18 protein-coding genes are annotated in these 21,805 nt (G+C 60.6%); 7 read left to right on the top strand and 11 right to left on the bottom strand.

The window, feature by feature from the left end; all coding sequences use genetic code 11:
- Nucleotides 1-35: 35 nt before the first annotated feature.
- From HEP69_RS14295 to HEP69_RS14245, 11 genes are all read right to left on the bottom strand, one after another.
- A complete protein-coding gene (locus HEP69_RS14295) occupies nt 36-1,004 on the bottom strand; it encodes an oligopeptide/dipeptide ABC transporter ATP-binding protein (protein ID WP_290559222.1) in 969 nt (322 codons plus the stop codon).
- Entirely contained in the window at nt 1,001-1,975 is a 975-nt protein-coding gene (locus tag HEP69_RS14290; RefSeq protein WP_290559265.1) for an ABC transporter ATP-binding protein, read from the bottom strand. Before HEP69_RS14290 ends, HEP69_RS14295 begins: the two co-directional genes overlap by 4 nt.
- Before the next feature lie 50 nt (nt 1,976-2,025).
- Nucleotides 2,026-2,832 (bottom strand): GNAT family N-acetyltransferase, encoded by an 807-nt coding sequence (locus tag HEP69_RS14285; protein WP_290559221.1) that lies wholly within the window; start codon nt 2,830-2,832, stop codon nt 2,026-2,028.
- A 42-nt stretch (nt 2,833-2,874) separates the two neighbouring features.
- Nucleotides 2,875-3,834 carry an ABC transporter permease gene (locus HEP69_RS14280; RefSeq protein ID WP_290559220.1) on the bottom strand — a complete coding sequence of 320 codons (960 nt, stop codon included), beginning with the start codon at nt 3,832-3,834 and terminating at the stop codon, nt 2,875-2,877.
- Nucleotides 3,831-4,808 (bottom strand): ABC transporter permease, encoded by a 978-nt coding sequence (locus HEP69_RS14275; protein WP_290559219.1) that lies wholly within the window; start codon nt 4,806-4,808, stop codon nt 3,831-3,833. Before HEP69_RS14275 ends, HEP69_RS14280 begins: the two co-directional genes overlap by 4 nt.
- Nucleotides 4,809-5,191: 383 nt before the next feature.
- A complete protein-coding gene (locus tag HEP69_RS14270; RefSeq protein WP_290559218.1) occupies nt 5,192-6,754 on the bottom strand; it encodes an ABC transporter substrate-binding protein in 1,563 nt (520 codons plus the stop codon).
- A gap of 75 nt (nt 6,755-6,829) precedes the next feature.
- Nucleotides 6,830-7,354 (bottom strand): DUF4329 domain-containing protein, encoded by a 525-nt coding sequence (locus HEP69_RS14265; protein ID WP_290559217.1) that lies wholly within the window; start codon nt 7,352-7,354, stop codon nt 6,830-6,832.
- A gap of 517 nt (nt 7,355-7,871) precedes the next feature.
- Nucleotides 7,872-9,449, bottom strand: a complete 1,578-nt coding sequence (locus HEP69_RS14260) for an ABC transporter substrate-binding protein (RefSeq protein WP_290559216.1) — start codon at nt 9,447-9,449, stop codon at nt 7,872-7,874.
- 213 nt (nt 9,450-9,662) lie between these two features.
- Nucleotides 9,663-10,412 carry an acyl-homoserine-lactone synthase gene (locus tag HEP69_RS14255; protein ID WP_290559215.1) on the bottom strand — a complete coding sequence of 250 codons (750 nt, stop codon included), beginning with the start codon at nt 10,410-10,412 and terminating at the stop codon, nt 9,663-9,665.
- Nucleotides 10,413-10,687: 275 nt separating this feature from the next.
- A complete protein-coding gene (locus HEP69_RS14250) occupies nt 10,688-12,079 on the bottom strand; it encodes a HAMP domain-containing sensor histidine kinase (RefSeq protein ID WP_290559214.1) in 1,392 nt (463 codons plus the stop codon).
- 95 nt (nt 12,080-12,174) lie between these two features.
- Nucleotides 12,175-13,212 (bottom strand): response regulator transcription factor, encoded by a 1,038-nt coding sequence (locus HEP69_RS14245; protein WP_290559213.1) that lies wholly within the window; start codon nt 13,210-13,212, stop codon nt 12,175-12,177.
- A gap of 217 nt (nt 13,213-13,429) precedes the next feature.
- Between HEP69_RS14245 and HEP69_RS14240 the strand changes: the two genes are divergently transcribed.
- The 7 genes from HEP69_RS14240 to HEP69_RS14210 all read left to right on the top strand — a co-directional run bounded on the left by HEP69_RS14240 (nt 13,430) and on the right by HEP69_RS14210 (nt 21,805).
- Nucleotides 13,430-13,831, top strand: a complete 402-nt coding sequence (locus HEP69_RS14240) for a cupin domain-containing protein (protein ID WP_290559212.1) — start codon at nt 13,430-13,432, stop codon at nt 13,829-13,831.
- A 181-nt stretch (nt 13,832-14,012) separates the two neighbouring features.
- Complete coding sequence (locus HEP69_RS14235) at nt 14,013-15,362, top strand: serine/threonine-protein kinase (protein ID WP_290559211.1); 1,350 nt, start codon at nt 14,013-14,015, stop codon at nt 15,360-15,362.
- Between the two features lie 15 nt (nt 15,363-15,377).
- Nucleotides 15,378-16,424 carry an FHA domain-containing protein gene (locus tag HEP69_RS14230; protein ID WP_290559210.1) on the top strand — a complete coding sequence of 349 codons (1,047 nt, stop codon included), beginning with the start codon at nt 15,378-15,380 and terminating at the stop codon, nt 16,422-16,424.
- Nucleotides 16,393-17,424, top strand: coding sequence for a protein phosphatase 2C domain-containing protein (locus HEP69_RS14225; RefSeq protein ID WP_290559209.1), 1,032 nt, complete (start codon nt 16,393-16,395; stop codon nt 17,422-17,424). Before HEP69_RS14230 ends, HEP69_RS14225 begins: the two co-directional genes overlap by 32 nt.
- Nucleotides 17,421-18,650 carry a hypothetical protein gene (locus HEP69_RS14220; RefSeq protein WP_290559208.1) on the top strand — a complete coding sequence of 410 codons (1,230 nt, stop codon included), beginning with the start codon at nt 17,421-17,423 and terminating at the stop codon, nt 18,648-18,650. The genes HEP69_RS14225 and HEP69_RS14220 overlap by 4 nt, the downstream gene beginning before the upstream one ends.
- A 245-nt stretch (nt 18,651-18,895) precedes the next feature.
- Nucleotides 18,896-20,914, top strand: coding sequence for a dynamin family protein (locus HEP69_RS14215; protein ID WP_290559207.1), 2,019 nt, complete (start codon nt 18,896-18,898; stop codon nt 20,912-20,914).
- A gap of 33 nt (nt 20,915-20,947) precedes the next feature.
- Nucleotides 20,948-21,805 (top strand): GTPase, encoded by an 858-nt coding sequence (locus HEP69_RS14210; RefSeq protein WP_290559206.1) that lies wholly within the window; start codon nt 20,948-20,950, stop codon nt 21,803-21,805.

Genomic DNA, 21,805 nt, shown 5'->3' with positions numbered 1-21,805 from the left:
TCCCGCCGGCCAGGGGGGGCGGGACAAGTCCCGCCCTACGCCGCATCCGTATGATGGCAGGCAACCCGCGTGATACCGACATAGCGCAGCTCGGGCCGCCTCTCTCTGCAGATATCCGTTGCCAGTGGGCAGCGTGGATGAAACGCACATCCGCTGGGCGGGTTGATGGGATCGGGGATCTCGCCCGTGGGCGGCTCCACCTCGCGGCCGATCTCATCCATGCGCGGGGCCGCGTCCAAGAGCATCTGGGTATAGGGGTGCCGTGGAGTGGTGAACAGATCCTCCGGCGCGGCCTCCTCGACCAGGCGGCCAAGATAAAGCACTCCAATAGTGTCGGCCATATGCCGCACCACCGTCAGATCGTGGCTGATAAAGAGATAGGTCAGACCCAGATCGTCCTTGAGATCCGACATCAGGTTCAGCACCTGTGCCTGCACCGACACATCCAGGGCCGAGGTCGGCTCGTCACAGACGATCAGCTTGGGGTTGGAGGCCAGCGCGCGGGCCACAGCGATCCGCTGACGCTGTCCGCCTGAAAACTCATGCGGGAATTTCTGCGCGTCCTCGGCCGCCAGCCCCACCTGTTCCAGCAATTTGGACGCCAGCCCCGTGGTGTCGCCGCCGCGGGCGGCCACCGGTTCCACGATGATATCGCCTACGCGCCAGCGCGGGTTGAGCGAGGCATAGGGATCCTGAAAGATCATCTGAATATCCGACCGGATGTCGTCGATGGTCTTGGCATCCTGTTCAGAGGCGAGGTTCACACCCCGGATCTCAACACCGCCTTCGGAGGGCGGCAAGAGGCCTACCAGCATCTTGCCGATGGTCGATTTGCCCGAACCGCTTTCGCCCACCAGCGCATAGACCTTGTTCTCCTCGATCTGGAAGGAGACATCTGAGACCGCCGTCAGATACCGTTTGGGCAACCGTTCCAGCACCCGGTTGAGCCAGGGTTTCGACACATCGAAGACCCGCGTCAGGTTGCGCACGCTCACAAGACTCATGAGACCTCTCCCACCGGGAACCAGCAGGCCGCGCGCCCGTGATCGGCGCCCAGCGTCGGGCCGGGGTTCTGACGGCACCGGGTCTCGGCCCTTGGACAGCGCGGATGAAACGCGCAGCCATCGGGCAGGCTGCCCAGACGCGGCATAGAGCCCGGGATCTGGCGCAGCCGTTCCTTGCCCGCCGAGGCCATCGGCATCGAACCCACCAGCCCGTCTGTATAGGGGTGACGCGGCGTCTTGAGGACCTGTGCGACCGGCCCCAGTTCGGCCAAACGGCCCGCATACATGACAGCGACCCGGTCGGCGGCCTCGGCGATCACGCCCATGTCGTGGGTCACCAGGATCACCGATGTCCCCTTTTCGCGGCAGAGCCGCTTCAACAGCGCGATGATCTGCGCCTGCACCGAGACATCGAGCGCGGTTGTCGGCTCATCCGCGATCACCAGCGACGGCTCGGCGCAGAGCGCCAGCGCGATTACCACCCGTTGCCGCATCCCGCCGGAAAACTCATGCGGGTAGGAATTCAGCCGCTCCGCCGCGGCAGGGATGCCCACCTCGTCCAGGGCCTGGAGCGCCCGTACGCGCGCCTCGGCCCGGCTTACGGGCAGATGTTCGAGGATCGTTTCGGACAGCTGATCGCCGATCCTGAGCAGCGGGTTGAGCGATGTCAGCGGATCCTGGAAGATCATCCCGATCTCTTTGCCCCGGATGGCGCGCATCTGGTCGCGCCGCAGATTGTCGATCCGCCGACCTTTCAGCCAGATCTCTCCGTCGGCGATATGGGCGGGTCGATCCAACAGGCCGATCACCGCATTGCCGGTCATCGACTTTCCCGCGCCGGATTCGCCCACAACGCCCAGGATTTCGCCAGGTGCGATGTCATAGGACACCTGATCGACAGGCCGCAGCACCGCGTACCGCGTAGGAATTTCCACGATCAGATCGCGGACGGATAGAACAGGTTCGCTCAAAGGACGTTCCGGTGTTTCTGAATGGATCGGGGTCAGGCTGGGGTCGCTCATCACCCAAGCTCCATCGTGGCGATGGCGCGCAGGAGGGCGCCGACGCGCGGCGGGGATCCGCGATACATGCGCGCGGTGTTGAACGAAACGGTCAAACCTTCGTCTTCGCAAAACCGCATCAGCGGCACGCAATCGTCTGGCACATCGATCATGACCTCACCGGGCCTCATCAGATCGACGGCGCCGCGGATCAGGGTTTCCGCATCGGCAATGCTCTCGGCGACAAGCGGGCCGATCTTGTACCCGTCGCGGCAGGTGCGGATCGTCACGAAACCGCGCGGCACATCCCCCAGCACGAGACTGCGCCGCGCTGGCATATCGGTCAGCCAGGCTGACATGAAGCCGGGCTTGGCATAGCCGTTTGCATGAGCCTCAAGCGCGATCAGATCAGGGATATCGGCAGATGAGACGGGCCGCAGCCCCTTTGCCTGGCGCCCCGCCAAGGATCCGCTGAACCTGTAGGTCTGACCCGTCAGGTCAAATCCGGACTTGCGGTAGTTTGGCTGCTGATCCGGCACGCCATCGAGACCTACGACGCGATCGCCCGCGTGGGTCAGTGCGTGCTGCCAAAGGCCATATCCGATGCTCTGCCCACGATACTGGGGCAGGCAAAGATAGAGGCCCAGGAACGCGAATTCCGGCCCATGGTTGACAACCGATATCGCCGCAACGGTCTGCTCGTCGATATCGGCGACAAAGAATCCCTCGGGGTCGGCTGCCAAGAAAGCCTCCGCATCGCCCAGGCCGGGATTCCAGCCTTCGGTCGCGGCCCAGTCCAGGGCGCGCCGCAGATCCTCCAACCCCATTGGGCGGAAGCGAGCGGATCGGGATGCAGGCAGGCGCGCCACTTATCGCAGCCTCGGGTTCAGCGCATCGCGCAGCCAATCACCCAACAGGTTCACCGACAAGGCCAGCGCAAGCAGCGTCGCCGCGGGGAAAAGCAGAATCCACCATTCCCCCGAGAAAAGGAACCCCTGCCCAATGCGGATCAACGTGCCCAGAGACGGCTGGGTCGGCGGCGCGCCCACGCCGAGAAACGACAGCGTCGCCTCGGCGATGATCGCCAGCGCGAGAGAGATGGTGGCGATCACCAGCACCGGTGACAGGACATTGGGCAGAATGTGGCGCAGCATGATTGCAGGTCCCGTGCGCCCGATCAAACGCGCGGCCTGCACGTATTCCTTGTTCTTTTCCACCAATGTGGCGCCGCGCACGACGCGCGCGAACTGCACCCAGTCGCTCAGGCCAATGGCGATGATCAGCACCCAGATCGCCATCTGGTCGCGATATTCCACCGGGGTGAACCCCTTGGCGATTCCAAAAATCAGCATTGCCACCAGGATCGACGGAAAGGTCAGCTGGATATCGGCCACACGCATGATCAGCGTCTCGACCCAGCCGCCCACATAGCCCGCCAAAAGGCCCAGCAGCACGCCCAAAACCATCGCAAAGAGCACCGCAGCAAAGCCCACAAACAGCGAGATACGCATACCGTAAAGGATGGTGGAAAACACATCGCGCCCCTGATCGTCGGTGCCCAGAAAGAACTGATCGCCGGTAAACGCATTCGGGGTGCCGGGTGCGGTAAACCCGTTCATCAGGTTCAGCGAGGCGGGGTTGAACGGATCATGCGGCGCGATCAGCGGGGCAAAGACCGCGCTCAGGACCAGAAGGGACACCACGGTAAAGGACGCAATGGCCACGGGCGACCGACGAAAGGCATAGAAGAAATCCGACGACAAAAATTCCTGTATACGGCTGCGGCGCGGCTTTGGCGCTGCAGGTGTCCGGTCGGTTACATCGGTCATGTCGCCCTCCCATCCACGCGCAGGCGCGGGTCAATCGCGAAGTAGAGCAGGTCGACGATCAGGTTGATCGCCACGAACATCACCGAGATCAGCATCAGGTAAGCGGCCATCACTGGGATATCCACGAACTGCACCGCGTTGATAAACAGCAGCCCCACGCCCGGCCATTGAAACACCGTCTCGGTGATGATCGCAAAGGCGATGATCGAGCCCAGTTGCAGTCCCGTCACCGTGATCACCGGCACCAGCGTATTCTTGATCGCATGACGGAAATTCACCGCCCGTTCGCGCAAGCCCCGGGCGCGGGCAAAGCGGATGTAATCCTGCCGCAGGACCTCCAGCATCTCGGACCGAACAAGGCGCATGATCAGCGTCATCTGATAGAGCCCCAGCGTGATCGACGGCAGGATCAGCGCCAGAAGCCCGCTTTGGGTCAGGAACCCTGTCGACCACCAGCCCAGATTGACGACCTCCCCGCGTCCGAAACTGGGTAACAGATCCAGCTCCACCGAAAAGACGTATATAAGAAGAATGCCTATGAGGAACGTGGGCAGCGACACCCCGATCAGGCTGAGGGTCATAATCGCGTTTGCGGCAAGCCCGTTTCGTCGGATCGCGGTAAACACACCCAGCCCTATCCCGCCGAGGATCGCAAAAAGACCCGAGACAGCGGCCAGTTCCAGCGTGGCGGGTGCGCGTTCGACAATGATGTCTGCAACTGGACGCCCCTGCCTATAGGAAACGCCAAAATTGCCCTGAATAGCACCACCCAGGAATTTCCAGTACTGCACCGGGAACGGCTGATCCAAGCCCAGATCACCGCGCAACCGATCAATATCGGCCTGCGTTCTTTCCTGGCCAAGCATGTTGTCGACCGGATCGCCGACAAAGCGGAACATCGAAAACGCCACGAGACCCACAATCAGCAGGACAAGCAAAGACTGAAATACACGGCGAATGATGTATGCGAGCATAGTGCGTTTTGTCCTAGTCGCACGCGTCGGTCAAGCGAATGCAGCGGCCTTGCCAAAATCCCTTGCGGCGCGGAACCGGTCTGCCCGCACGCTGTGCAGCGCGCCAAACCCGCCGCCCAAGTGCTTGATGACATCGGGCCTGCCACCGGGACTTTCCTTCTCGAACAAACCCTTAATTGCAAAGGCCGTACCTGCCAAGGCGACCGGCGCACCGCCTAGATGAACGCGGTCGGAAGACAGTGTAGGGCCCGGAATGCCCGTCTATCCCGCCACCACGGATGCCATACATTTCCCCGGCGGATGGGCGATATCGGAGCCATTCAACAGCCTGGGCGCGTCTGAAAGCGTTGGGTTGCATCCCGCCGATACGCCTGTGGATGCCCCTAGTCCACCGTCACCCAACGCAGGATGAAGAAATTGTCGGGGCGCTGGGTCAGCGCGATATTGGCGCGTGCGCCCCAGATCAGCGGTTGGACATACATCGGCACATACGCTGCCTCGGCCTGAAGGATCTGCGCCGCCTCATCCAGCATCGCCTGACGGGCGCTATCGTCAATCTCGGATTGGATCATCGGCAAAAGCGAGTCGATCCGCGCATTCGAGTAACCGCCGAAATTCCAGCTTCCCAAACGCTTTTCCTCATTCGGGGTCGCGGCGAGAAAACGGATTGGATGCTCGGCATCGAAGGTGCCCGGCGACCAGCCCAGAAGGTACATGTCGAAATTGTCCGCCCGCAGCTCGGGCCAGTAATTCTGCACCGGCATCGCGTCGAGCTGCGCGCTCAGCCCGATCTGCGCCAGCATCGACACGATCGCCTGGCACACGGCCTCGTCATTGAGATAGCGGTTGTTGGGGCATTTCAGACCAAAGGAAAACCCGTCGCCATAGCCTGCTTCGGCCAGCAGAGCGCGCGCGCCCTGAGCGTCAAACGCCGGACGCGCGGCATGGGCCAGCGAAAAACCGCGCATCGCGGGGCTGACCAGCTGTGCTGCGGGTTCGGCATTGCCGCGCATGATCGTTTGCAGGATTGCAGGCACGTTCACGGCCTTGGCCACGGCGGTGCGCACACGCGCATCACGGAACGGATTGGGGTCGCCCGCGTCTGAGCCGTATTTCAGCACCTCATGATCATGGGCAAAACCCAGCATGATGACCCGCGCCTCGATCCCCTGAATGACGGCGACATCGTCGCGGCCCGCCAGACGCGCGGTGTCCTGAATGGGCACAGGGTTGATCATGTCGACATCGCCTGACAAAAGCGCCGCAACGGCCGTTGCAGGGTTCTGGATCGGCGTGAACTCGGCGCGGGTGATGTTGTGCTCGGCCTCGCCCCACCAACCGTCATAGGGTTCCAACACTGTGCGCAGGCCCGGCTCACGCGCGGTCACACGAAAGGCGCCGGTGCCGTTGGCATTCAGCGTGGCATAACTGCCCTTATCCTTGTCCGGCAGGGTGGAGCCATTCGCCCGGGCCCAATCGCTGTCCATCATCATCCAGTTGGCGATACTGTCGGGAAAGATCGGATTGGGCGCGGTTGTCAGGATATCGACGGTGTAGTCATCCACAATCCGCACCTCGCTGACGGGGGCGAACCAGCTCCGGGTATCGGACACCTCATCGGATGCGCGCTGATAGGAGAACAGAACATCCGCCGCGTCAAAAGCGCTGCCATCGTGAAACGTCACGCCCTCGCGCAGGGTGAAGCGCCAGCCCAGCCCGCCCTCGATCGGCTCCCACGCGGCGGCAAGCGCCGGTTCGATGCGCATGTTCTTGCCGCGCCGCACCAACCCTTCATAAACGTTGTTGAGAAAGCCCAGCACCGGCGCTGAATTCACCGCATGCGGGTCCATTGTTTGGGGATCGGTGGTCGAGGCCCAGCGAAACTCTTCAGCCTGCGCGGTGCTGACCAATGCGGTCAAAGCCACAGCAGATGCGATACGAAACATAGGATATCCCCCAGGAATGTGTTTTGCGTACAGGGTGCGGATCGTGACCGATGGGGTCACATCAATTGCGCGTGATCACCACCCGAGTTGCCGCTCTCTGAGCTGATTGAGCGTATATTTCCCGGCAATCGGACCGGCCAGCCCGGCCACAAAGCGTGGATCCCAGGGCAGACATTTCGGCCCGCAGATCAGGCGCACTTCGCCCGTCTTACCATTGATGTACCAAAACCGGCCCCCGGGGGTAGAGACATACCCGTTCGTGCCTGTCGCGACTTCGGCCAATACGTCAAGGACCGAGGGCACCTCATTGTCATAACTGCGCAGGAATGCCCCATGTGTATGGTAAGTCGCCACAATCCTGAGGCTCTGTGGCGCGTCTGGATAGCGGCACCTGGCGCGGGTCCCGCGTCTGGCGGGGACAACGACCAGGCGACCGGCTGCATCCCGCCCGATCAACCCGCAATACTCGCGGTTGCCCTGAACCGACCGCTCCTGAAGCGCGCGCAAGGTCTGTTTGGCCAGGTCGATTTCGGCCTTCGACTGGGCCTGGGCGGTGCTGGCAAGAACCAGCGTGAAGACAACAGCAAGAAAACGGATCATCCGTGAAAGGCTAGTCCGGGACAAGCCGCGCGGCAAGCCTGGTGGCGCGGACTTGCCCAAGGGGGCCTGGGTTTTGACGGCGCCATGGAAATCACAAGAACATCGCTGCCGGATCTGGATGAAGTCTGCATCTCTGATTGAAGAAAGAGAGAGGGATTTGAGCCGGATTTGCGGCATTCCATTTGCCACCAGCCTGGTTGCCGGGTGCGAAACGCCAGACAGAGCCCGTTATTGCGTTGACCGGATCCAGGCGCTGGGCGTCCGTGTTGGCGCGGGCACGGCTGCACCGTCCGGCAATTTCACGGTTGCGCATCACGGAGACATCATCGCTCTCGCGCCGGTATGGGCGCAAATCGGCGGCACACGATCCAGCTGCGTGATTTTCCGATCCAAACGGTGTCGGCCGGTGTGTGTGTCAAACGCAGGCCTGAGCCGGTGATGATGCCGCGGATAAACTGATCCGCAAAAAGGAAGGGCGCCGCGACTGCGACGCCCCTTTTTGAACATGGGTACAGGATCAGTTCATGGTGAAGTATTTGAACTTCGCTGTGTCGTCCGGAGCCACGATGGTGCCTACGTTGGACTTCATCCCCCAGTTCAGCACTTGGTGGTGAATCGGAATGTAGAGCTGATCGTCCTGCACAACCTTCCAGATATCGTTGATCATCTGGTCCCGCTTGGGCAGATCGGTTTCCGAGGCCAGCGCGACAATCTGTGCATCCAGTTCGGGGTTGGAATAGCGGGTCGCGTTCCATGAGCCGTATTTCTCACCCTTTGTATGGACGAGGAAGTTGAACACATACTCAGAATCGTAGGTCGGCACGCCCCAGCCCAGCATATAGAAATCGGTCTCTAACGTGTTGATCAGCGGGAAGTGCTGCGCCTTGGGTTTGGCATCGAGGTTCACGGTCACACCGATCTGCGCCAACATCCCGACAGCGGCCTGACAAATCGCCTCATCGTTGATGTAGCGATCATTGGGGCAATCGAGCTGGATCGCGAACCCGTCGCCATATCCGGCCTCTTCCATGAGGGTGCGGGCCTTTTCAACATCTGTCATCGAAGAGCTGTCCATTGCCTCGTTCCAGCCGTTGACAAAGGGCGGCGCGATCATGCCCGCAGGGGCGGACTGGCCGCGCATCACGACCTGCTGGATGGCATCACGATTGATCGCCATCGACATCGCCTTGCGCACCCGAACATCCGACAGCGGGTTGGCACCCTCGACATTGTCATTGCCGATATCGGCATCGCCTGAGTTCATGCCGAAGAAGATCACCCGGTTCTGCGGGGCGGTGCGCACATCCAGACCATCGGCTGCCGACACACGCTGCAGATCCTGCACCGGCACGTCCTGGATGAAATCCACCTCGCCCGACAAAAGCGCCGCCACTCGGGTCGCGGCGTTCTGGATGGGCGTGTATTCGATGCGCGTCACATCCATGGGGAATTCGTCCTTGCCCCAGTAATTCTCGTTGATCTCCAGCACGGTGCGCACGTCAGGCTCGCGGCTGACCAGCTTGTAGGCGCCCGTGCCGTTGGCGTTCTTGGCCGCAAAGGTATCCTCGCCGCCTTCGTAATCCTGAACCTTGACGGCATTGTTGGCCTCTGCCCACCCCTTGTCCATCATGAACAGGTTGGTGAGGTTGTTGGGCATGATCGGATTTGGCCCTTCGGTGACAATCTCGACCGTATACTTGTCCGGCGCACGTACTTCGGCAACGGATGCCAAGAGCTCTTTAAAGTCGCTATCCGGCGTCATTGCGCGGTTGAGTGAAAAGACGACGTCTTCGCTATCGAATTCAGCGCCGTCATGGAAAGTGACCCCTTCGCGCAGGTTAAAGGTCCAGACGGTGGGGTCGGTCTCGGATGGACCCCACTCTGTGGCCAGCGCCGGTACAATCGCCCCGGTCATGTCGCGCATGACCAGCGGCTCCATGATCTGGTGCGCCAGGGCCGATGTCGGCCCTTCGTTCTGGGCGTGTGGATCCAGTGTCAGCGCGTCCCCGGCCCGCGCCCATTTCAGCGTCTCGGCGTTGACTGCCGGTGCCACCAGCGCAATCGCTGTCGCGGCACAAAACAATGTCTTGAACATTGGTATAATCTCCCCGTTTTTGATTGTGTATGCGGCGCACCATAATGCGTCCGCCTTCCGCAAGAAAGCCGTGGAGAGCAAGATTTCGCAATCGGGATATCCGCAAAATGCCGTATTGTCTCTTTCAAGACCAGCAAATGCGCAGAAGTTGACCAACCGACCCGGGACCACATGCCTCCGTCGAAGATATTTGGTTGAACCGGTTTACTGCCGCTAAACGCCCTGTTTGAGAACGTTGAAAAGCGCGGCCTGACTGCGTGTCCCGTCGATTGAGAACCGTGGCCCGACAGGTACTGCGCCCATTTCCAGGCGGCGCAGCCATCTCGACCAAACCGCAGGCACGATACCAATCACATGTGTTGCGCCTTCCGCACGGGCCGCACGCGCGAAATTGTTCATCAAGGCCGCCTGCACCTGGGTGCGACGATCACTGGGTACCGCATCGGTGATGAAAAGGCGCGAAGCCTCCCAAATCCGATCCTCTACCGGTGCCTCAAAGAAAAGGACATCGCTGGGAATGCTTGGCAACATGCCGAGCTGCGCGTCGCGCAGCATATAGCTATGCATACCGACCTGAGCCGTTGTCGGCGTCAATCGGACACCTGCCATGATCTCCCCATAGGCATGCACGACGATCCAACGGGCATAGGGCGTATCGTATTGATCAAACTCCATCCCATCATGCTCCGGCAAGCTCCATTTCAGCCGGTCGATAAACACCGCCTTGCGGGCGCGCATGAACGTAGCCCAGAGATCGCCAAACCGATGGATGTTGGAAAACGACAAAACGTTGGCGCGCAGATGCGCCGTCCCGCTCTGACCGGGAGGGTCGGGAACAACGCGCAGTTTCGGCGGCAGTTTGAGCCGATCCGACGCAGACCGCTTTACCTCCTCAACCGGCGCCAGTTCCGGAAATACGGAGGAAGAGGGTTCCGCCATCTTGGCCACCCGTGAAATCTGCATTCTGACGCCCCAGCCCTTGATCCATACAACCCTAGGCCGACTAGATCAGGTTCAGAGCGCAACGTCCCGCCGTAAAGATGTCACATTCTTAACGAAATTTTAACATGTTGCACGTCAGGCACACTCAGCGCGATCAGCTGATGCCAATCCGCACCAAATGGCCGTAGGCTGAGCTAAGCAGATGCGCAACAACGTCAGTTTTCGTTCAAAAAATGGTGAATATGCAATTGTTTGCGGATTTCCGCCGATGCGGGGCGAATGAATCGGGCTGGCGTCTACTCCGCCGCCTCCAACCCGTCATTTGCCATGTCACAGATATCGAACTCGATGAAAAAGGTCGTTCCATGCCCCAAGCGGCTCACATAGTCGATTTCGCCTTTATGGCGTTCAACGATCTGTTTGGTGATGTTCATGCCCAGACCCGTACCGCCGGTCCGGCGCTGGTCGGAACTGTCAACCTGTGTAAATTTTCCGAATACTTTATCCTTGGCATCATCTGGAATGCCAATTCCGGTATCTTTTACGCAAATGCGGACCTTCTGACCGATGATTTCTCCAAAGACACGCACCGCGCTGTCCTCGTTTGAGAACTTGAGCGCATTGGAGATCACATTCGCCATCACTTGCATCAACCGCGACTCGTCGCCCTCGATAAAGACATCGGGACTGGGCAGATTTGTGACCAGACCGACGCCCAGACTGTCGGCATATCCCTGGTTGGCGTCCACCGCTTCGGAAATCAGGTGTCTCACGCTGAGCGGCTCGAAACGATACACCATTTCGCCGGCTTCGATCTTTTGAAGATCCAGAAGATCGTTGATCAGGTCGGCCAGGCGCTTACTGTTCTTGCCTGCGATTTCCAGCATCGGTCGCATCGCCTCGGGCACCTCACCCAACGCGCCGGCATTCAGCAGATCAAGCGACCCTTTGATCGAGGTCAGAGGCGTCCGCAGCTCGTGGCTGACGGTCGAGATGAACTTGGACTTCACCTCATAGGCTGCTTTGGTCCGCTCGTGTTCTTCCTGCAGCTCTTCAAGCTGGCGCAGACCCTGGCGGTACATGCGCAAAAACGCAAAGGAACAGTCCACGATAAAGTAGATGACAAAGAGGACGGTAAAGAAATGCAGCCAGGCATTGGATTCCAACGGCGGGTTGAAGCGCCAGATGTCGATCAGCACGATCATAAAGAAGGTGACGAAGTAGATGCCCAAACGCAAAGCCAAGGCCGGGATAAGCTGGTGATTGTTCATCGCCGCAAAGACCGCCGCCGCAAAGAGGAAAAACAGCGGGGTAAAATGCCCGCCTGAATCCTGTTGCAGGGCGATCTGAAACACGAAAGCACAGATCGCAAGCGCGCTCAGCGCGGTGTTCACCATGATCCAGCCCAGAAAACCGCTCGCACGGCGCGGATCGTGATCCTTCCATGCCTCGATCCGGCGGGCCAAAGACAAATCGAAAACCTCGGTCAAAAGCACCAAACTGTAACAGACAATGGGCGCGAGTGGATCGAAATAGAAGACCGAGAGTATCGTGGCCGCCAGGAAGATCGCCTGACGCTGCCAGATCAGCTTTTTGGTGATCCCGACATAGTCCTTGAGTTGGCGCTCGATGCGCTCAACCTTGAACCAGGCACTATGTTGGTCCGTCAGTGTATCTGCAACGCCCATGGCGGGCTGCCTCCGCTATCATTCCTGCTCTGATGTACCCTACCAACCGGGTTTGCTGATAAATTGTCCGCAATTTGGTCTTAATGCGGCGGTTTTCACCGGGATTGTCGACCGGGCGCAACATGATCGAACTCATCGCGCATCACGTCCTTCAACAGCATGGAATAGACGCGACGCTCCACGCGCTCCTCCTCGGGACTGCGCGCCATGTTCTTGAGAACACGTTTCGAGATTACCGGCTGGGCTGCGTAACTGTCGGATTTTGCATCCGCACTCTGCACTGCGGACTTCAGCGTATCGAGTGCCGCGGCTTTCGAGGCGCTTTGCAGGACCCTGGTCTCACCAACGCAGGCGCGCAAATCATGCTTGCCCAGCGCGTCGGGTTTGCTGACAAAGATCTGTTTGTTCAAGAGGCCTTCGAACGTGTCGGGAAACACCTCGTATCGGCCAATGTGAATGCACAAGAACACACCGTTGCCACGATACGAGATGACGTGCCCCTCCTGCCGCGTCAGGCTCGAGATCGCCAATCCGACCGTTTCCACAGCCATTTGGAATTGGCCGGGCGTCAGGGTCTGATAAAGCTTGGCCACATCCACGATCTTGATGGCGACGACAGAGGATTTCGACGCCAGACTCTGTGAAATCTGCATGACATAGTTCTCGTATTCGTCATGCCCGAGAAACCGTGTGATATTGCGCAATCGGATCGCATCCGAAAGCTCATGCACATTGTCCATCCTGGCTGACATGCTGCGCGCAGACTGGCGAACGGCCGAGGTCACGCGCCCACGCAAGTCGATCAGGTCGAACGGTTTGGTGACATAATCGGTTGCCCCGGCCCGGAACGCATCCGAGATAAAGGTGCGCTGGGACATCGCGGTGACAATGATCAACGGGGTTTCGGCATAGTCGGGCAGCTTGCGCACCTCGGCGCACATTTCAATGCCGTTCATGTCCGGCATTTGCATATCGATCAGGATGGCGTGATAGACATCCGGATCATCCATCAAGATCTCAAGCCCGTCTGCCGCAGAGGCCGCGGTGACCACCTCGTAGGTATCCAGCGTGCCTAACGCCGCAACCAGCATCTCAAGGACACTGGGATCGTCATCAACCGCCAGAATTTTCATTTTGTCCCCATCTCCTTGGCCGTTCAGCCATCCGTCGCGCAACTCCTGAAGGCTGGCATCGCTCTTGCTGCGATAGATAAGGATTAACGAAAAAATGAGCCGACAAAGGGGCAGGCACGTGTCTCGTGTTTGGCATTTTTTTTGGCGCTTGCGGGCTTGCCCCCACTTGTGAATTGGCCTCTGATGCGGTCGAACACACCGCAGCCCGGAGGCCCCGATGGAGATCTTTCCCGCAGGACGCGACACCAAGCCTGTGCCCGCCGAATGGTTTACCGGAACCGTCTGGCAAGACCCAATCTGGGACGCACCCGATCCAGCGCGGATGCGGGCATTGAAGGTAACCTTCGCCCCCGGCGCGCGCACGGCATGGCACACCCATCCTTTGGGTCAGACATTATATGTCGTGTCGGGCGTGGGCCGCATCGGCCTCCGCTCGGGTGAGGTCCAAGTGATCCGCGAAGGCGATACCGTTTGGATCCCGCCCGGAGAGGAGCATTGGCACGGCGCCAGCCCTGACACCATGATGTCCCACATCGCCATTCAGGAGGCCGAAAACGGCGTCGCCGCCGTCTGGATGGAGCATGTAACGGATAGCGATTACCTGCAAACCCCGGCCTGAAAGCTGAAAACGCCCGTCGCGCGATCCCGTCGCGCGGCGCGCTGTCGCGCCGACCCTTGTATAATGCCCATAGTTTGTCCGACCAGGACCACGATATCATCACATTTCTGGTGATGCTTATCTCTGGATAGGTGCGTTCCGTCATGCGGGCCGCCCGGAGGAGAGAGGGCGACAGACACGCATGCAACAGGGCCTCGTGCATTCCGGCGACGATATGGTGGAGGAATTGCCGCCCGGTACAGCTCTATTGCATGGGCAGTACATTATCGAACGCAATCTGGTCCGGGGCGGGTTCGGCCTCACCTATCTGGCGCGCGACAGCCTGGAACGCCGGGTTGTCATCAAGGAATGCTTTCCCAACGCGATCTGTATCCGCAAAGATCGCGATGTCGTGGCGCGGCTGCCCGACCAGACGCAACAATTCGCCTCAATCACCCGTCATTTCCTGCGCGAAGCCCGGCGCATGTCCCGTCTCAAGCATCCCAATATCGTGGGCGTCCACCAGGTCTTTGAGGAGAACGGAACAGCCTATATGGCGCTTGATTATCTTGATGGGGTCGACCTTTTGATGGTGATCGAAGAAAAGCCCGAGCGCCTGAGGCCCGATCTGATCCGCGAGCTGATGCATCAGGCGCTGCGCGCGATCGGCTATATCCATGGACAGGGCATCCTGCACCGCGACATCTCTCCCGACAATTTCCTGCTTGGCTGGGACGACACGCTGACGCTGATTGATTTCGGAGCGGCGCGCGAACATGCGACCAAGGCGCATCGCGCGCTGTCGGCGCTGCTGGCGGTCAAGGACGGGTATTCCCCTCAGGAGTTCTACCTGTCCGGGGTCAGCCAGACCGAAGCCTCTGATCTCTACTCTCTTGGGGCGACGTTCTATCACATCATCACCGGTGAGGCACCGCCGCACAGTCAGGAGCGTCTCGCCGCTGTGGCAACGGAAAGCGGCGATCCCTATCGCCCTCTTGCAGGGCGGATCGAGGGGTTTGATACCGCGTTTCTTGGATTGATCGACCGCGCGCTGGGTGTCTTTCCCGAAACCCGTCCTCAATCCGCCACTGAATGGCTGGTTGCGATCGAAAGTCACGACACCCCAACGCATTCTGTAACGGCGCAGACCGAAGGCCCGACCGATGAGGTCGACCTGACCATTGCCGGTGAAATCTCACGCCTGGTCCAAGACACCAATCGCGATCTCGAACAGGGCAAGCCGGGTGACTTGAAACGTATCGCCCGCAACATGAAAAAGGTCTGCAATCCGCTCGACACCAATCGGGTCGCACCGCAGACGGAAACCCCTGACCGTCAGCCCGTCGATATCTTCGGCAATCCGATCGAGGATGTGGCGCAGTGGTTGCGCGAGCAAGACCGTCAGATCGCGCGCGAGACAGGCAGCGAGGCAACGCCCCCGCCCGAGCAGACAGCCACCCCGGATCCGACAGAGCGGCCACGCTCACTCAAGTCCTTGCTTGGCCGACTGATGCCGAGCCCGACAGGCACCAACCGATCCTGCACCAATTGATCCAGGAGACGACCGATGAAGTTCATTCGCGATATCATTTCCGAACGAGCCACCGTTGACGCGGCCGAGCCCGTTGACGCCTTTCCGGTCCCGCCTCGACCAGACGTATCGGGACAACCGGCCGCAACGGACCCGACCGACCGCACCATGACACGGCTTTCGCAGGACGTGCCCGTCGTCGACGATGACATCTTCGACCGTTTGTTGCGCGACGAGACAGAGGTTGAGCCCATAGTCGCGGACGAGACCCGTCTCTCTGACTTGCCCGAAAACGACACCGGCAAGGGCAACAGCAGGGATGACCTGGCCACGGCCCCTTTGACCTTGCGTGCGGAGGAGCGGGTCGCACCCGATATCGCAGATCCTGCCGATCTGAAGGAGACCGTTGCCGCTCTGATCCCGCCCTTGAACAAGGATGCCGTGCGCGGACCGGTCAGCGCACCCTTAGACCGTCAGTCAGACATGCCACCGGTTGATACGCCGCCGCTGGCCGACCTGCCGGTTCGGTCCGTGGCGCCGGAAACCGAGGTGCGGCATACGGAGTTTGTCGCGGTACCTGCCCCCGCGACCGGCCGGTCCGGCCGCGCGGCCAGCCGCGTCAAGACCCGCCTGTTGGGCTTTGCGCCCGCCGAAGACCCGATCCGCGATCCGTTCCGCGATGCGACACCGGTACGGGGCCGCGCCGATTTGACCTTTCCTGTCGGCTGGCTCGTGGTCATTGCTGGGCCCGGGCGCGGAACTGCCTTTACCCTGCAAACCGGTGTCTCCCAGCTTGGGCGGGGGGAAGATCAGGCGATCCGGCTCGATTTCGGCGACACGGCGATCTCACGATCCAACCATGCCGCAATCGCCCATGACGCGGAACGGGGCGGGTTCTATCTGGGCCACGGCGGCAAGGCCAACATGGTCCGCCTGAACGACCGCCCGGTGCTCAGCACCGAAGAGCTGCCCTCGGGCGCCGTCATCAGGATCGGTGAGACGAGTTTGCGCTTTGTGGCGTTTTGCGACGCGGGTTTTAGCTGGAGCGAGGATGGCGCGGACCCTCATGCACCCCCCTACTAAGCTCTCCTATGATGTAGCTTCGGCCCTGATTGTGGGCCAGCGCGACCAGCAGGAAGATGCAATCATTGCAGACTTCCCACTGGGCGGCGAAATGGGGTTCGCCGTGCTCGCTGACGGGATGGGTGGGCATGCGGCGGGCGATATCGCCAGCAAGATCGTGGTGACAGAGATGTTCAGCGAATTGAAGTTTCAAAGCGGCGATCCCACCACCTTCGAAGGCAATATCCCCGACATTCTCAGGGATGCGGCCGCTACCGCAAATGCCTGCCTGCGCCATCACACAGACCACCACCCCAATGCCCAGGGAATGGGTACAACGCTGGTTGCTCCGGTTCTGATACGGGACAAACTTTATTGGGTTTCCATCGGGGATTCGCCGCTCTTTCTTTATCGGGACCGCACCCTGTCTCAATTGAACGAAGACCATTCCCTTGCTGGGCAGATCGACGCCTTGGTCGAAAAGGGGTTGATGGCCTCGGACATGGCCGAGAACCACCCAGACCGGCATTGCCTGACCTCGGTGCTGAGCGGCAGCCGGATACCGCGCGTGGATTGCCCCTCGACACCGGTTGCCTTGTGCCCGGGGGATGTGGTGCTGGTCGCAAGCGACGGGTTACAGTTTCTGGACGATTGCGAAATCGCGGGGCTGATCCAGGAAACCGCGCATCTGAGCAGCGCTCAGATTACCCGATCGCTCATACGCGCGTTGGACGCGCTGGACGATCCCCACCAGGACAACGTGTCGATCTGCGTGATCAAGGTGGCCCAGGCGCATACCGTGGCCACCCATCCCGCTCCGGACCTGGCCACCACAGAAGAGGCCATTCGCGCGATTCTGCCGTCGGAGCACGCTGAAACGGAGGGCACCGCCCCGCCGCCACAGATCGCCGCCCAAACGGATGTGCAGCGCGGCAGCCGGATCACAGTGGTTGCGCGCAAGACAATCGACGGTCTGTCGATGCTCTGTCACGTCAAGCGGGCCGAGGAGAAATCGGCATGAGCCAGACCGGCACCAGCGCCGCCGTGCTGGAACAGCTGACACGGGTTCTGGCCTCGGATCGGTTCCCGAGCGAGGCCAAACTCTTGGGTTTGCGCCTTTTGGAACGGTTGCGCACCCCGGTGCAGATCGTGGTTCTGGGCAAACCGCAAAGCGGCAAATCCCGGCTGATCAACATGCTGTTGGGTCATTCGGTCTATCCGCAGATCGCGGATCTGCCTGCCTGCGAAATCGTCTATGGCGAAGTGCGGCGCGTCTTTCTGATCCAACAGGATCAGACGGTCCATGAATGGCACGGGGGGCCAGATGTTCCGCTTCCCGATGATACGCTTATGGTGCGGCTGGAACTGCCGCTGCCGATTCTCAATCGGTTCAACCTCACAGAAATCACGCTGACGGGCCCGTCGCTACGTCAGCGCGATACAGCCAACTGGGGGATGGAGCGCGCCGATATCGTGCTGTGGTGCACCCAAGGCTTTGACGCTGTCGAACAGGCGCTGTGGTCTCCGGCACCCGACGCGCTGAAAGATCACAGCTTTCTGGTGATCACCAAGGCCGATCAGCTTTTGATGAAGGGTCTTTTGCGGGATCGTATTGCAGCGTTGGAAGAGGTCGTCGCCGAAGAGTTTCACAGCCTCTATTCCCTGGCCACCATTCAGGCGATTGCCGCCCGAACCGACAGCGACCCGCCCGAGCCGGAGTTGTGGACCGCCAGCGGCGGGCATGCCCTTTACATTGCAGTGCTGCGGCTGGTGGACACGGGGCGGCGGGCCGACACGGACAATGCTCTGCTGTTTCTCAGCCGCTATTCTGCGGCGATGGCGCAGCTCGACCCGCGCGACCGCGTGGCACCCGATCCCGATCCGGCCATCCCACCTGACACGCCAGAGATGCTGGGCACCTCCCAGCGCAACCGCGAGATATTTGTCGAGGCGCTTGACTATCTTCAGGACCGGGCGGACAAGCTCCTCAGCGCGATCGAAGCACCGCAAACCAACAGCAACGCAGTTGTGCTTGAGCATTGCCTGGATACCGCCAATCAACTCAGCGCGTTGTTGCAGGACTTTGACGCGACCGATGCCGCACTTGGCGACTTGCAAGAGGATGTTCTGGAAAGCGCCGACATGATGCTTTTGCTGCAGCTGGAACAGACCGAGGATGCCGCCACCGATGCGGTCACGCTGCTGTTGCAGTTGAAAAAGGAAATGGCGGAAAAAACCGCCGGGTGATCACGCCGAAAACGATCCAGTAACGCCGAACGATAGCCCCAAAACCACCACATTCAGACGCCAAACAGAATGAGAGGGGATCCCCAAAACCAGAAGGCTGGGGGCGTGTGAGGCGACGCGGCTGCGATCCGACCCCTAGCAGACAATGGCCAAGGCAGAACCAAATGGGTCACCATCAAACGGGCATAACTGGCGCAAGCAATCGCGACACGGATCGGGCGAAAACCGGCGCAACAGACCTGCGCGTGGAACGGCGCCCGAACCTGCCGCGTGCGGGGTTTGACGCGCTGGATGCACTTGCCGCCGATCTGGCCAAGCTCGACACTGCGCTGACAGATCTCGCCGCGCAGGGAGACGAGGCGATTGGGCGGTCGGTCGCCCGTATGCGCCAAGATCTGATGGCCTTCGAACCCAGTGTGACGCTGCTGGGCCAAGTCAAGGCAGGCAAGACCGCGCTTGTCAATGCAATGGCCGGTTGGACAGACCTGCTGCCATCGGATGTGAACCCCTGGACCTCGGTCGTCACATCGCTGCACCTTACGCCGCACGCGCATGAGCAAACCCACCGGGCCGCCTTCCGATTCTTCGGCGCCGATGAATGGGATCGCCTGATGCAGAAAGGCGGCCGACTTGGTGAGATGGCAGACCGTGTGGGTGCGGCAGGCGAAGTGCAAAAGATCCGCGAACAGATCGAAGCGATGCGCGAGAAATCCCGCGCGCGTCTGGGCAAGAAGTTCGAGCTGCTGCTGGGGCAAAGCCATGATTATGGTTATTTCGACAAGAACCTGATCGAGCGATACATCTGTCTCGGCGATCTCTTTGACGAAGAGGCCCAGAGCACAGATCAAGGCCGGTTCGCCGATATTACGAAATCCGCCGACCTCTATCTGCGCGCTCCGGAATTTCCGGTGCCGTTATGTCTGCGCGACACACCGGGGGTGAACGACACCTTCATGATGCGCGAACAGGTCACGATCCAGGCGATCCGCAACAGTCGGCTTTGCGTCATGGTTCTGTCGGCGCATCAGGCGCTCAGCTCTGTCGATATGGCGGTGATCCGACTGATCTCGAACCTGGATGCGCGCGATGTGATCATCTTTGTCAATCGCATTGACGAGCTCTCGGACCCGGCCGCGCAGATTGACGAGATCCGCCAGAGCATCCGCGAAACGCTTAGGGCCCAGAACGGCCCCGATGAGGCCGAGATCCTCTTTGGCAGTGCCTATTGGGGTGCCAAGGTGCTGGCCAACGATATCGAGACCATGACCGAAGACAGCGCCGAGGCGCTTTTGAACTGGGCTGCCAAGGCAATCCCGCCGGGCGGAGAGGATCAGTCCCCGGCCCAGATGGTCTGGGATCTGTCGGGGCTCCCGGCTCTGTTCCGGGCCATCGGAACCCGCATCGCCAGTGGCGCCGGCCGCGAGGTGCTGACCAAGACGGCGCGCAATGCCATGAACCTGGCCAACAGCCTGACAGTGTCCGAGGCGATTACGGTTTCAGCGCAGGGCGGATTACCGGACGGCATCGACCCTCACGCAATCCGCACCGCACTGGACGCCATTGCGGACCGTCATCTCACAGCCCTTAAGAAGGACCTGTCCGGGATTGTCGCATCTTATCATGCACGCTCGGACCGCGCGCATGGCAATTTCCTGGATCGGGCTACTTATTCGTTGATCAAGCATCTTGAAACCCATGGCGAAGCGCCGATCTGGTCCTACGACCCCACCGGCCTGCGGATGTTGCTGAGATCGGCCTATACGGTTTTTGGCACCCAGTCGCGCAATGCCGCTCAACGTCGTTATGACGCTGCCGCAACCGAGATTGCAGCCCTTTATGCCGCATCCTTTGGCGGCGTCGTCAACGGCCTGGGCATCGAGGCGCCCGCGCCCCCGGATCTGGCCGCGCCCGTGGTCCTGGGTCAAACCATTGCTCTCGACTTCAAGGACGGCTGGTGGGCCAGTTGGTGGCGGCGGACCCGGGGTTACAAGGCCTTTGCCGAAAGCTTTCGCGCGATGATCAAGGCCGAGACCGACTGTATTCTGGCCGAACTCAAATACGATCATGCCGATCGGTTGCAGGTGTCGGCGCTCAAAACTCTCGATGGATTTCTGCAAGAGCAGCGAGCGCTTCTGACTGACCTTGCAAACAAGGCCACCGATGGCACTGATGCGGTCGATGCGGCGCTGTCGATTGACGAACAGGCGCACCGCAAACGGGCATTGGAAGACACGATGCGCACCCTGTCGCATTGCGCCGCCTGATCGCATGGTGCCCCGGATGCCAAGGAAACCGACATGACTGACACGCATACTGCAGCCCAGACACCTACCGGCCCCCGCCGCCCGCGTGTGGCGCTGATGGGGGAATTCAGCGCAGGCAAAAGCACGCTGACCAACCTGTTGCTGGGGGCAGATCCGCTGCCCGTCAAAACCACCGCGACGCGCATGCCTCCGGTGTGGATCGCACATGGGCATGGCGATCCATTGAGAGAGGATCCGGACGGTGGTCTGCACCCGATGGGCGCGGCCGGGCTTGAGGATGTGGCGCTCGACGACACTCGTCTCATTCGCATGCGGATGCAATCAGACATCCTCAGCCTTTGCGATCTGGTGGACATGCCGGGCATTTCAGACCCGAATATGGATGGGCAGATCTGGCACGAACTGATCGAAGAGGCCGATCTGGTGATTTGGTGTACCCACGCGACCCAGGCTTGGCGGCAATCAGAGGCTGCGGCCTTTGACAGTCTGCCCAAAACGCTCAAGGCCAACGCCATTCTCTTGGTCACCCGGTTTGACAAACTGCGCTCGGATCGCGACCGGGCCCGGGTTTTGGCGCGTTTACGTGCCGAAACCAAAGGCCTGTTCCGGGAAATCTTCCCCGTGGCCCTGCTGGATGCGCTGGCGGCGGGCGAAGATCGGGCGAAATGGGACGCAAGCGGCGCGGAACCCTTTATCAAGGCGCTGATCGACATGCTGGCCACACTCAGGGTCGACGCGGATGACGACGCAACGGCCCAACCGATGCTGGCCGCCGCCGAGGCCGGAGACACACCCTTTGTGCGGCCTGCGCGGGTGGCTCCTCCCACGGGCGGTCTCCGCCGAGCCCGCCCAACCGAGGACGAAACACAGAGCGTTCCGGGACATGTCTAG

Origin of the sequence: Aestuariivita sp. (assembly GCF_021404545.1) — a bacterium.
In the GTDB taxonomy this organism is placed as follows: domain Bacteria; phylum Pseudomonadota; class Alphaproteobacteria; order Rhodobacterales; family Rhodobacteraceae; genus Aestuariivita.
The sequence above is the reverse complement of the archived record's forward strand: the minus strand, read 5'-3'. Positions and strand labels throughout refer to the sequence as shown.